The organism is Dactylosporangium darangshiense, assembly GCF_039537565.1.
GTDB lineage: Bacteria > Actinomycetota > Actinomycetes > Mycobacteriales > Micromonosporaceae > Dactylosporangium > Dactylosporangium darangshiense.
Window position 1 is genome coordinate 672547 of sequence record NZ_BAABAT010000001.1, and the last position, 12373, is coordinate 684919.

Sequence of the window (12373 nt, forward strand, 5' to 3'; positions counted from 1 at the left end):
AGCGTGACGGATCGCGGGCCGAGTTCGGCCCTCGCGTTGCGGGGGCTCACCAAGCGTTTCGACGACAAGGTCGCGGTCGCGGGCGTCGATCTCGACGTGCCGACCGGATCGTTCTTCGGCCTGCTCGGGCCGAACGGCGCCGGCAAGACGACGTCGCTGTCGATGGCGGTCGGGCTGCTGCGCCCGGACGCCGGCCACGCGTATGTCCTGGGCCACGACGTGTGGTCCGACCCGGTCGAGGCCAAGCGGCGCCTCGGCGCCCTGCCCGACTCGGCGCGCATGTTCGACCGGCTCTCCGGCGCCGAGCTGCTCGCCTACACCGGCCTGCTGCGCGGCCTGCCCGCCGACGTCGTCGACGCGCGCGCCGCCGAGCTGCTCGACGTGCTCGGCCTGGCCGACGCCGGCCGGACGCTGGTCGTCGACTACTCCGCCGGCATGAAGAAGAAGATCGGCCTGGCCTGCGCGATGCTGCACGCGCCGAGGCTGCTCGTGCTGGACGAACCGTTCGAGGCCGTCGACCCGGTCTCCGGCGCGCTGATCCGCGACATCCTCGTCCGCTATGTGCGCAACGGCGGCACGGTGATCTTCTCCAGCCACGTGATGGCCGTGGTCGAGCGCCTGTGCACGCACATCGCGATCCTGGCGGACGGCCAGATCAAGGTTGTCGGCACCACGGAAGAGGTCCGCGGCGGCCGCGAGCTCGAGGACGTCTTCGTCGACGTGGTCGGCGGCCGCGTGGCGACCGGCGCGGAGCTGTCGTGGCTGTGACCGGCGGGGACCAGCCCGGCGCAGACGTTGCGCAGCAGCGCCCGGCGACCGCCGAAATCGTCGCGGTACGACCGCGGGTCTCCTATTTCGTGCGCCTCAAGCTGCGGATCCTCCGCAACACGCTGCGCCCCGGCCGCGCGCACCGCGACGACAAGCCGGCCCGCCGCCTCGGCCGGCACTCGCGGATGATCCTGTTCATCCTCGGCGCCATCTTCGGCCTGTGGCTGGCGCTCATCGGCTTCGGCGCGTTCGCCGGCAGCAGCCTGGCCGACCCGCCCCTGCGCCCGACCGTGGCCGCGTTCGCCGGCACCGCCGTGGTGATGGCCTGGGTGTTCGTGCCACTGCTGTTCTTCGGTGTCGACGAGACCCTCGACCCGGCCCGGTTCGCGCTGCTGCCGGTGCCGCGGCGCACCTTGGTGCTGGGCATGCTCGCCGCCGCCTTCATCGGCATCCCGCCCGTCGTCACGCTGCTCGCCACGCTCGGCTCGGTCTTCGGCGCCGCCGTCAACGGCGGCCTGCCCGCCGCGATCGTCGCGGTGCTCGGCTGCGCGATCGGCATCAGCGTCTGCATCGCCGCGAGCCGAGCGTTCACCAGCGCCTTCGCCCGCATGCTGCGCTCGCGCCGGGTCCGCGACCTGGCCGCGCTGCTGATCGCGCTCATGGGCATCTCGTGCAACCCGGTGTTCCAACTGATCATCGCGCTCGTGCAGCAGGGCGAGTCGCGCCAGGCCACGGTCGTCGGCGAGGTCCTGTCGTGGACCCCGCTGGCCGCGCCCTACGTGGCGTACGTCGACGCGATCAACGGCGACTGGGCGCTCGTCGCCGCCCGCCTGCTCATCGGCGTGGCCGGCGTCGCCGCGCTGCTGTGGTGGTGGCTGCAGACGATCGAGTCGGCGATGGTCGGCAGCGCGGCCGGGGCCGGCGCCCGCCGCTCCATCTCGCCGGACGCCCCCGTGCGCACGCTGATCCCGCGCGTCGTGCGCTTCCTGCCGCCCGGTCGCTTCACCGCCCTGATCTCGCGTGAGATGCGGTACTGGCTGCGCGACCCGCGCCGCCGGGCGAGCCTGATCTCGCTGCTGGCCGCGTCGATCGTCATCCCGTTCGCGTTCACGTTCAGCTTCAACGGCGGCCCGGACCGCAACCCGGGCGTGAGCCAGGGCGCGCTCGTGTACTCGCTGCTGTTCGCCGGCGCGTTCGTCGGCCTGGTGCTGGTCAACCAGTTCGGCAACGACGGCACCGCATACGCGCTGCACATGCTCACCGCCGTCCCCGGCCAGGTGGAGCTGGCCACCCGCGCGCTGGCGGTGGGCATCCTGACGTTCCCGCTGCTGATCGCCGGCACGGTGGCCGCGTCGGTGGTCAGCGGCCACCCCGCACAGATACCCGCCGCCCTGGGCGTCGGGCTGGCGGCGTTCGGCGTCTCGGTCGGCGCCGCCGGCATTACGTCGGTCCTGGCGCCGTACCCGATGCCCGACACCAACAACCCGTTCGCCATGAACACCGGCCGGGGCGGCGTGAAGGGCATGCTGTCCCTGGTCACCATGTTCGCGACGTGGGCCCTGACGGCACCTCTCGGCGTCGCGTACGCGCTGCTGCCGGACGACCTGACCTTCGTGCTGCTGCCGCTCGGCGTCGGCTGGGGTCTGGCCTTCGGCTGGGTCGGCACCCGCCTGGCCGGCAGCCTGCTGCAGCGCCGCGCGCCCGAGGTATTGGCCGCAGTGACCCCGAAGCACGCCTGACAATGGGCTGGTGAGCATCCACGCGTCCGACCCGTTCGCGACCCCCGACGAGCTCAAGTCGCCGGTGCGCCGCCTGCGTGGCCGTCTGCCCTCGCCGGTCACGCTGTGGACCGCGTCCTCCCCGGCGGACCACGGTCTCACGGTCTCCTCGATGGTGATCGTCGACGGCGATCCGGGCGGCGTGCTCGGCCTGATCGACGAGGAGAGCGACCTGTGGGAGGCCGCGTCGGCGAGCGGGCGGTTCGCGGTGAGCCTGCTGGAGGAGGACGATCGCCAACTGGCCGATCGCTTCGCCGGCCTGCTCCCGTCGCCGGGCGGCCTGTTCGCGACGGGTCCCTGGGAGCGCACGGAGTGGGGCCCGGTGCCCGAAGGGCACAGTTGGGCCGGCTGCCGGTTGGTCGGCGCCACGCTGAAGGGCTGGTCGTTGCTGGTCGAGGGCGCGCTCGAGCGGATCGAGCTGGCCGAGCCGGCCGCGCCGCTGGTCCATGAGCGGGGCCGCTACCGGCGCAGTTGAATCGGACTTATGCCCTGTCGGGGTATAAGTCAGATAAGTCGTGGCGCGTCGGCGCCCGACTTATCGCAGCCATACCGCCGGTAAACGGTGTGACGGGTGTCACTGGGCGCATCGCGGGTGCCGTTCGGCGCAAGGGCGGTACCGGTGGCGGGAGAGATCTTTATTGATGCCTGCCGGGTTCTTAGCGTGCGCGGTTACCCGCACCCCCCAATCGCAGGTGGTGATCCCCCATGAGCACCGAGACACCGGCACCCGCGGACACCGGCGAGAACCGTTACGTCGCCGTCGCCCGCACGCCGGAGTTCGACGCGCTGCGCAGCACGCTGCGCCGCTTCGTCTTCCCGGTATCCGTCGCGTTCCTTCTCTGGTACGCGCTCTATGTACTGCTGTCCGCATACGCCCGCGACTTCATGAGCACGAAGGTCGTCGGGCACATCAATATCGCGCTGATCTTCGGGCTGCTGCAGTTCGTGTCCACGTTCCTCATCGCGTGGCTCTACGCGCGGTACGCCGACCGCCGCGTCGACCCGCTCGCGGACGACCTGCGCGCCAAGATCGAGGGATCCGAGGGAGCGACGAGCGATGAATGATCCCGTGTACCTCGCCGCGGTCTCCGTCGGCACCCAGCGCACGCTGACGCTCACGCTGTTCGTCATCCTCGTGGGCGTCACGCTTGCCATCACGATCTGGGCCAGCCGGCAGACCCGCAACGCCGCGGACTTCTACGCCGGCGGGCGCTCGTTCAGCGGCTTCCAGAACGGCATGGCGATCGGCGGCGACTACATGTCGGCGGCGAGCTTCCTCGGCATCGCCGGCATCATCGCGCTGAACGGCTACGACGGCTTCCTGTACAGCATCGGCTTCCTCGTCGCCTGGCTCGTCGCCCTGCTGCTGGTCGCCGAGCTCATGCGCAACTCCGGCCGGTACACGATGGCCGATGTGCTCGCGTTCCGCATGCGGCAGGCGCCGGTGCGCACCGCGGGCAGCATCTCGACGATCATCGTGTCGATCTTCTACCTGCTCGCCCAGATGGTCGGCGCCGGCGCGCTCGTCGCGCTGCTGCTGGGCATCAAGGCCGGGGACACCTTCCTCGGCATGAGCGCGGAGACGGCCAAGATCGTCACGATCGCGCTCATCGGCGTGCTGATGGTCGTGTACGTCACGGTCGGCGGCATGAAGGGCACGACCTACGTGCAGATCGTCAAGGCGTTCATGCTGATGATCGGCGCGCTGGTCCTGACCCTGATGGTGCTGGCGGCGTACAAGTTCAACCTGTCGAGCCTGCTCGGCGAGGCCGCGGCGAAGTCGGGCCGCACGCCGCCGGAGTCGTTCCTGCAGCCGGGCCTGCGCTACGGGCGGGAGTTCGCCGGCAACGCCACCGCGACGCTGACGAGCAAGCTGGACCTGATCTCGCTCGGCCTGGCCCTGGTCCTCGGTACCGCGGGCCTGCCGCACATCCTGATCCGGTTCTACACCGTCCCCAACGCCAAGGCCGCTCGCAAGAGCGTCGTGTGGGCCATCGGCCTCATCGGCGTGTTCTACCTGATGACGCTGGCGCTGGGCTTCGGCGCGGCCGCCCTCGTGGGCCGCTCGGCGATCGTCGCGCAGGACGCGGCCGGCAACACGGCGGCGCCACAGCTGGCACAGGCGCTCGGCAAGCGGTACCTCGGCGGCGACTTCGGCGGATCACTGCTGCTGGCGATCATCGCCGCCGTCGCCTTCGCCACGATCCTCGCGGTCGTCGCCGGCCTGACGCTGGCGTCGTCCTCCTCGCTCGCACATGACCTGTACGCGAACGTGATCCGCCGCGGACAGACCGACGAGCGGCAGGAGGTCGTGGTCGCGCGGTACTCCGCGTTCGTCATCGGCGCCGTGGCCATCGTGCTCGGCATCGTGGCCCGCAACCTCAACGTCGCCTTCCTGGTGGCGCTGGCGTTCGCGATCGCCGCGTCGGCGAACCTGCCGGCGATCCTGTTCTCGCTGTTCTGGAAGCGGTTCAACACCCGCGGCGCGACCTGGGGCATCTACGCCGGCCTCATCTCCGCCGTCGGCGTCGTGCTGCTCAGCCCGATCGCGTGGGGCGGCGTCAGCGACGCGCGCACCCCGGCGACGCTCACCGCGGCGCAGGCCAAGGACTGCGGTGTACCGCAGACCTCCAAGGAAGTCTCCAACGCGACGGCGCTGTTCAGCTGCACCACGGCGGCACCGATCCCGCTGGAGAACCCGGGTCTCATCTCGATCCCGCTCGGCTTCATCTTCGCCGCGATCGGCGCGATGACGAGCAAGGAGCGCGACCCGGACAAGTACAGCGAGCTGGAAGCCCGGTCGCTGACCGGCGCCGGCGCGCACTGACGTAGCACGTTCACCCTGAACAACCATCCAATGGCGTGCCGGGTCCGGGGGCGCCGCTGATCCCCCGGACCCGGTGCGGTGACACGCTAGGCTGTCCGTCATGGTCGTTGCGCAGCGTTACGGCGAGGGACACCGGATCCTGCTGACCGGTGGTGCCGGATTCGTCGGTTCCCACCTTGCCGATGCCCTGATCGCCCGGGGTGTCCACGTCGTGGTCGTGGACAACTTCATCACCGGGAGTAAGGACAACGTGGCGCACCTGCACGATCACCCGAGGTTCACCCTCGTCGAGGCCGACGTCACCGAGCCGCTGCCGGCGCTCGACGCGCTCGCCGGGCGCTTCGACGCGATCATGCACTTCGCGTCGCCGGCCAGCCCGACCGACTTCGAGCAGATTCCCGTCGAGATCCTGCGGGTCGGCTCGCTCGCCACGTTGCAGTTGCTGGAGCGGGCCGTCGCCGACGGTGCGCGGTTCATCATGGCCTCCACGTCGGAGGCATACGGCGACCCGCTGGTGCACCCGCAGCCCGAGTCCTACTGGGGCAACGTCAACCCGATCGGCATCCGCAGCGTGTACGACGAGGCCAAGCGCTTCTCGGAGGCGGCGGTCATGGGCTACCACCGCGGCCGCGGCGCCGACGTCGGCATCGTGCGGATCTTCAACACCTACGGCGAGCGCATGCGCCCCGACGACGGGCGGGCGATCCCGACCTTCGTCTCGCAGGCGCTGCGCGGTGAGGCGATCACCGTGCACGGGACGGGCACGCAGACCCGCTCGATCTGCTACGTCTCAGACCTCGTGCGCGGGATCCTGCTGCTGCTCGACTCCACCGAGACCGGGCCGATCAACTGCGGTACCGAGCACGAAATGACGATGCTCGAGCTCGCCGAGTCGATCGTGCGCCTTTGCGGCAGCTCGTCCCGCGTGGCGCTGGTGTCCCGCACCGCCGACGACCCCGAGCGGCGCCGGCCCGACCTGACGAAGGCGCGTGAGCTGCTCGGATTCGAGCCGATGATCGGGCCCGAGGAAGGCCTGGCGCGCACCGTGGCGTACTTCCGTAGCCGCTGATTCTCTCCCGGGTTCGTGCCGCGCCCGCCGCGGTCGCGTGGCGCGCGGGCGCGGGGTTCGTATGGTGGTGTCATGCCCACCACGCCTTCTCGCGGCCCGTCCCCGGGTCGGGCCCAGGTGCCCGGCGCGCTCGCACCGACGTCGGGTGACCGCGCCCGCGTCTCCGCAGCCAACGCCCCGACCAGCCCGTCCGCGCCCGGCGTGTACGGCCGGCCGTCCTCGCCACCGCCCGACCGGCCGGTGCGCACGCCCGGCAACGGCGGCGAGTACTCGGGGCGCAAGAAGATCCGCCCGCGCTGGGGCCGCATCGCCCTGGTCGCCGGGTGTGCGGTCCTGCTGCTGGCCCTGCTCGCCGGCATCGGCGGCTTCATCTACTACAAGTCGGTCGACAACAACCTCAACCGCGACGACCCGTTCTCGCAGATCACCGGCGGCCGGCCGGCCAAGGTCGCCGACGGCGCGCTGAACATCCTGCTGCTCGGCAGCGACTCCCGCGACCCCGACAACAAGGGCAAGCCCGGTGAGTGGCGCACCGACACGATGATCGTCATGCACATCCCGGCGGATCACCAGCACGCCTACCTGATCTCGATGCCGCGCGACCTCTACGTGCACATCCCCAAGAGCAAGACGACGCAGTACGGCAACACCAACGCCAAGCTCAACGCGTCGTTCTCGTGGGGCGGCACCCCGCTGACCGTGCAGACGATCGAGGAGTACACCAACGTCCGCATGGACCACGTGCTGCTCATCGACTTCGGCGGCTTCAAGCAGGTCATCGACGCGCTCGGCGGCATCGACATGAACATCGAGAAGGACATCACCTCGATCCACCCGCCGAAGCGGCAGTTCAAGAAGGGCATGAACCACCTCAACGGCGACGAGGCGCTGGACTACGCGCGGCAGCGCTACCAGTTCCCCGACGGCGACTTCGCCCGCATGCGCCACCAGCAGGAGATGATGAAGGCCATCCTGGACAAGGCGGTCAGCTCCGGCACGGTGACCAACCCCGCGAAGCTCAACTCGTTCCTCAAGGCCGTCACCAAGGCGATGACCGTCGACAAGGACTTCTCCCTCGCCGACATGGCGCTGCAGTTCCGCAGCCTGCGCAGCGACGACCTCACGTTCATGGTGAGCCCGAACGACGGCAGCAAGAAGATCAACGGCGAGGACGTCGTGGTGCCGGACAAGGAGAAGGCGACCGCCCTCTACGACGCCGTGCGCAACGACAAGATGAACGACTGGATGGCCACCAACGGCCCCAGGCCCTCGACGGCACCGTCGACGAAAACTACTCCCAAGACGAAGTGAGAAAACGGGCAAGCCCGGGCATGTCGCCCCTTCGGCGGGGTTGCATGTCCGGGCTGTCGCATAGATCTCATTGCCGAACAGCTCGTCAGCGAGTAGAAATCGCCTGTTTGACGGCTTTCCGGGGATCACGCGCCGGGCTTGCGGCGCGCAGACTTATCGTCGCGAACGTAGACTCGGATGGATTCCCGCCGAAGTGCGGGCGGGCGGCTCGGGGGCAGTGATGCAGCAGGAGTTCGACGGCAACACGGATGCCTCCGCCGTCGAGCAGAATGGCCCGGAAAGTCCCGAATTCATCGGATCCGCCGCGTCGGGCTCGTCCGCAAAGCCCAAGAAGCCGAGCAAGCCGAAGAAGACCAAGCTGCCCGGGCGCGACCCGATCTGGGCCCGCCTGCTGATCGTGTTCGGCCTGGCGATCGTGCTCGTCTCCGGCACCGCGGTGGCCGCCGTCGACCTGCTCAACAACCGCTACACCGCGAACATCAACCAGAGCACGCTGCTCGGTGAGAACTCGCGCGCCGGCAACCCCGACGAGACGAAACACGGCGACGTCGAGGGCCCGCTCAACTTCCTGCTGCTCGGCTCCGACCTGCGCGCGCTGGACCCGCAGGACGGCCAGCGCTCCGACTCCATCATCATCCTGCACATCCCCGCCACGATGGACCGGGCCTACCTGCTGTCCATCCCGCGCGACCTGCGGGTGAGGATCCCCAAGTTCCCGCCGACCAACTTCGGCGGCGCGTCGCACGACAAGATCAACGCCGCCTTCCAGTTCGGCGGCGGCGGCGAGGGCGGCGTCCAACTGCTCTCCGAGACGCTGCACGACATGCTCGGCATCCAGTTCGACGGCGCCGCGATCGTCAACTTCGACGGCTTCAAGGCCGCGGTCGACCTGCTCGGCGGCGTCGACATGTGCATCGACCAGAAGGTGACCTCGATCCACCTCGGCTGGGACGACAAGGGCAACTACCTCTCGCCCGCCGACGGCGGCCACCCGGCGGTCTACGAGCCGGGCTGCCACCACCTCGAGTCCTACCAGGCGCTCGACCTCGTCCGGCAGCGCAAGAGCCTGCCCAACGGCGACTACGACCGGCAGAAGAACCAGCAGAAGTTCATCCGGGCGATGCTGACCAAGGCCAAGGAGAAGGGCCTCACCACCAACCCGCTCGCGGCCGACCGGTTCATCCGGGCGATCGGCCAGGCGCTCACCGTCGACACCAACGGCGTGTCGCTGGCCGATCTGATGTTCGCGCTGCGCAACGTGAGCCCCGACAACCTGATGGGCCTGCAGGTGCCCTCCGAGCCGCAGGACATCGGCGGGATCTCCTACGTGGTCGCCCTGCCCGAGTCCGAGGCGCTCTACAACGCGGTCCGCGACGACCTGCTGGACTCGTGGTCGGTCGAGAACCCCACCTGGGTCAACCACATGTAGTCACCGCGCCCAGGTAGCCTGGTGCGGTGTTCAGGGGACCTTCCATCCCGACCGTGACGGTCGGCGACATAACGGACGACGCTTACATCCTCGACGTGCGCGAGGCCGATGAGTGGGCCGCCGGCCACGCTCCCGACGCCGTGCACGTGCCGATGATGCAGATTCCGGCGCGCATCGACGAGATTCCCGAGGACCGCGACGTCGTCGTGGTCTGCCGCGTCGGCGGCCGTTCCGCGCAGGTCGTCGCCTTCCTGCAGCAGAACGGCCGGGAGCGCACGATCAATCTCGACGGCGGGATGCAGATGTGGGAGGCCTCCGGCCGACCCATGACGAGCGAGGACGGCGGTGCCCCACGGGTTCTCTGAGCCGCCACCGGACGCGTGGCGGCCCCTGGTCTTCGCGCACCGCGGCTCGTCGCGCCGGCACGCAGAGCACACCCTCGAGGCCTACCTGCTCGCCATCGAGGAGGGCGCCGACGGGCTCGAGTGCGACGTGCGGCTCACCCGCGACGGCCACCTGGTGTGCCTGCACGACTCGCGCATCGACCGCACCAGCGACGGGCGCGGGCGGGTCAGCACGCAGACGCTGGCCGAGCTCGACCGCTTCGACTTCGCCTCCTGGCGCGCCGACCTGCCCGACGAGCTCATCGTGGACCGCTACCAGGCCGACGGCCACTGGCGGGGCCGGCTGCTGACGCTGGACCGCCTGCTCGGCGTGGCCACCGACGCCGGTCGCCCGATGCGCCTGCTCATCGAGACCAAGCATCCGGTGCGCTACGGCAGCGCCGTGGAGTCCGCGCTGCTGGGGCTGCTGCGGCGGTACAACCTGGACCAGCCCGACCCGGACCGCCCCCTGCAGGTCACCGTCATGTCGTTCTCGTCGACGGCGGTCCGCCGGGTGCGCCAGCAGGCGCCGCACCTGCCAACGGTGATGCTGATCGATGTGTGGTCGGTGCCGAGCCGCATCGGGTGGCTGCCGCCGGGCAGCACGATCGGCGGTCCCGGTGTACAACTGCTGCGGGCTGCTCCGGAGCTCGTGGAGCGCCTGCACCGGCGTGGGCATCCGGTGTACGTATGGACGGTGAACGATCCGGACGAGGTCGACCTCGTCGTCAAGCTGCGCGTCGACGGCATCATCTCCGACCGCCCGGCCTACGTGATGGACCGCCTCCGCGAGATGGGCCTGCGCGACTAGCAGTGCGGGAATCCGTCGCCGCGGACCCGTTGTGCGACTGAATCAAATGCTCAACAAGTTTCGTCGACGACCTTTCAAAGCGCCGCGCGGCGAGGCAGACTCGCACCATGGTCGATGCTGGTCCGCTGGTCTTCGGCGGCCTCGCCGAGGTCGCGGAGGAGCTCAACTCGGGCGGCGGCGGCCTGACCGGTCTGCAGCGCTCCGTCGAGGTGGCCGCGGCGGCCACCGGGGCGACGGGCGCGGCCTTCGTCGAGTACGCGCAGGAGAACGGCCGGGTCGTCGCGGTCGCCGGGGACCTGGGCTGGTCGCTGGGGCGGCCGATCGACCTCATCCATCCCGCCATTCGCGGGCTGCTGCAGCACTCCCGGGTCCGCGAGTTTCCCAGCAGCCTCATCGGCACGTCGGGCGGGCAGCAGTTGGACAGCCGCGGCCTGCACCGCATCATGGCCGCGGAGGTCACCGCCAACGGCACCGGCGTCGGCGTGCTCGCGGTCAGCTACGAGGACGCCGACGGCGCGGCCTCCGAGGACCAGCGGGCGGCGCTGGGGTTCCTGGCGTCGTTCGTGGCGCTGCAGTACGGCCTGGGGCGGGGCCTGCCCGTGTACAGCGACGCCGCCGCGGTCGAGCCCGCGTCCGAGCCGTTCGCACTGCTGGACGCCGAGCACCGGGTGCGCTCGTGGAACCCGGCGGCCGCGCTGCTCACCGCCCGCCCCGCCGACGCCGCGATCGGCGAGCCGTGGCCCTTCCCGCTGCCGGCCGGTGACGAGACGATCGAGCACCAGATGGCCTGCGGCACGTGGATCGAGATCCGCGCGACGCGGGTGCCGGGCTCGACCGATCTCGCCGTGTCCTTCCGCGCGCAGCCGGAGCAGCCGCCGGACGGCCGCGACCTGTTCATCGCGCTCACCGGCCACGAGCTGCGCACGCCGATCACGGTCATCCGGGGGTACGTCGACACGCTGGTCGACCACTGGGAGTCCCTGGCCGAGGAGGCCCGCCGCGAGGCGATCAACGTCGTCGGCCAGCGCGCCCGCGAGCTCAGCCGGCTCGTCGACCGCCTGCTCAACGCGGTCGGCGACGACGGGCCGGCGGTCGAGTCCAACACCCTGCTGCCGTTCGACCTGGTCGATTCCCTGCACGCCGCCGTCGACGAGCTCAACGGCGAGCAGCGCCGCTCGCTGAGCGTCGCCCTGCCCGACAGCCTGCCGAAGACGCGGGGTGACCGGGCCAGCCTCGCGACGGTACTGGCGGAATTAGTGACCAATGCGGGTAAATACTCCCCGAACTGGGTACAGATCGAGCTGACGGCCGGCGCCGACCCGCAGACCGTCTGGTTCCGCGTCTCGGACCGCGGCATCGGCATCCGCCCGGAACACGTCGAGCGCGCGTTCGACCGGTTCTGGCAGCTCGAGACGGGCGACCAGCGCACGAGCGGCGGCGTGGGCCTTGGCCTGTACCTCGTACGCAGAATCGTCGAGCGTCAACATGGATGGGTATCATTGCGACCACGTCGAGGGGGAGGGACCGTCGCCGAAGTGCGACTGCCCCGAGCTGACGCCGATGGCCCCGGGGAGGCTTGAGAGCGTGTCCACAACCGTCGCGGAACCGCGCGCCTGGTGCGTCGTGGTCCCCCACCACGCCCGGGGTGCCCACGTGGCCCGCCACCGTCTGGCCGGCGAGCTCGACTCCCTGGTCGCTCCCGACCGCCTGGACGACGCCGTCGCCATCGCCGCGGAGCTGGTCGGCAACGCGGTCCGCCATGCCGCGCCGCTGCCGGGAGGCGTCATCCGGGTGGCCTGGCGCCTCCTGTCGGACGACACGCTGGAGATCCGCGTGACGGACGGCGGCTCCCCGGCCGGACCGCAACTGCGCGTGGCCGCGCCCGACGCCGTCGACGGCCGCGGCCTGACGATCGTCGCGGCGCTGTCGAAGGGCTGGGGCGTCGAGCGCGACGGCCTGGGCCAGTGCGTCTGGGCGACGCTTTAGTCCGGAAATGT

At 70.4% G+C, this 12373-nt stretch carries 11 protein-coding genes and 1 pseudogene; all 12 read left to right on the plus strand.

Annotation, left to right across the window (positions count from 1 at the left end; translation table 11 throughout):
• The first annotated feature begins 3 nt into the window (after positions 1–3).
• The 12 genes and pseudogenes from ABD901_RS02950 (at position 4) to ABD901_RS03005 (ending at position 12362) form a co-directional block, all read left to right on the plus strand.
• Positions 4–768 (plus strand): ABC transporter ATP-binding protein, encoded by a 765-nt coding sequence (locus ABD901_RS02950; RefSeq protein WP_345120821.1) that lies wholly within the window; start codon positions 4–6, stop codon positions 766–768.
• Entirely contained in the window at positions 759–2507 is a 1749-nt protein-coding gene (locus ABD901_RS02955; RefSeq protein WP_345120823.1) for an ABC transporter permease family protein, read from the plus strand. The genes ABD901_RS02950 and ABD901_RS02955 overlap by 10 nt, the downstream gene beginning before the upstream one ends.
• A gap of 10 nt (positions 2508–2517) precedes the next feature.
• Positions 2518–3021: a flavin reductase family protein gene (locus ABD901_RS02960; protein WP_345120825.1), complete on the plus strand. Its 504-nt coding sequence runs from the start codon at positions 2518–2520 to the stop codon at positions 3019–3021.
• Positions 3022–3251: 230 nt separating this feature from the next.
• On the plus strand, positions 3252–3611 hold the full coding sequence (locus ABD901_RS02965) for a DUF485 domain-containing protein (protein ID WP_345120827.1): 360 nt from the start codon (positions 3252–3254) through the stop codon (positions 3609–3611).
• A pseudogene (locus tag ABD901_RS02970) lies at positions 3604–5103 on the plus strand (solute symporter family protein); the annotation flags it as partial. The gene ABD901_RS02965 and the pseudogene ABD901_RS02970, both read left to right, overlap by 8 nt.
• A 370-nt stretch (positions 5104–5473) precedes the next feature.
• Entirely contained in the window at positions 5474–6442 is a 969-nt protein-coding gene (locus ABD901_RS02975; RefSeq protein WP_345120831.1) for a UDP-glucuronic acid decarboxylase family protein, read from the plus strand.
• 72 nt (positions 6443–6514) lie between these two features.
• Positions 6515–7753, plus strand: coding sequence for an LCP family protein (locus tag ABD901_RS02980; RefSeq protein ID WP_345120833.1), 1239 nt, complete (start codon positions 6515–6517; stop codon positions 7751–7753).
• 220 nt (positions 7754–7973) lie between these two features.
• Positions 7974–9182, plus strand: a complete 1209-nt coding sequence (locus ABD901_RS02985) for an LCP family protein (protein ID WP_345120836.1) — start codon at positions 7974–7976, stop codon at positions 9180–9182.
• Positions 9183–9235: 53 nt separating this feature from the next.
• Positions 9236–9547: a rhodanese-like domain-containing protein gene (locus tag ABD901_RS02990; protein WP_345120838.1), complete on the plus strand. Its 312-nt coding sequence runs from the start codon at positions 9236–9238 to the stop codon at positions 9545–9547.
• Positions 9528–10376, plus strand: a complete 849-nt coding sequence (locus ABD901_RS02995) for a glycerophosphodiester phosphodiesterase (protein WP_345120840.1) — start codon at positions 9528–9530, stop codon at positions 10374–10376. The genes ABD901_RS02990 and ABD901_RS02995 overlap by 20 nt, the downstream gene beginning before the upstream one ends.
• A 107-nt stretch (positions 10377–10483) precedes the next feature.
• Entirely contained in the window at positions 10484–11956 is a 1473-nt protein-coding gene (locus ABD901_RS03000) for a sensor histidine kinase (protein ID WP_345120842.1), read from the plus strand.
• On the plus strand, positions 11937–12362 hold the full coding sequence (locus ABD901_RS03005; RefSeq protein WP_345120845.1) for an ATP-binding protein: 426 nt from the start codon (positions 11937–11939) through the stop codon (positions 12360–12362). The genes ABD901_RS03000 and ABD901_RS03005 overlap by 20 nt, the downstream gene beginning before the upstream one ends.
• Positions 12363–12373 lie beyond the last annotated feature (11 nt).

Excerpts from the sequence above, each read along its gene's own strand:
- ABD901_RS02965 (WP_345120827.1), top strand. The coding sequence starts at position 3,252 with ATGAGCACCGAGACACCGGCACCCGCGGACACCGGCGAGAACCGTTAC.
- ABD901_RS02975 (WP_345120831.1), top strand. The coding sequence starts at position 5,474 with ATGGTCGTTGCGCAGCGTTACGGCGAGGGACACCGGATCCTGCTGACC.
- ABD901_RS02980 (WP_345120833.1), top strand. The coding sequence starts at position 6,515 with ATGCCCACCACGCCTTCTCGCGGCCCGTCCCCGGGTCGGGCCCAGGTG.
- ABD901_RS02985 (WP_345120836.1), top strand. The coding sequence starts at position 7,974 with ATGCAGCAGGAGTTCGACGGCAACACGGATGCCTCCGCCGTCGAGCAG.
- ABD901_RS03000 (WP_345120842.1), top strand. The coding sequence starts at position 10,484 with ATGGTCGATGCTGGTCCGCTGGTCTTCGGCGGCCTCGCCGAGGTCGCG.
- ABD901_RS03005 (WP_345120845.1), top strand. The coding sequence starts at position 11,937 with ATGGCCCCGGGGAGGCTTGAGAGCGTGTCCACAACCGTCGCGGAACCG.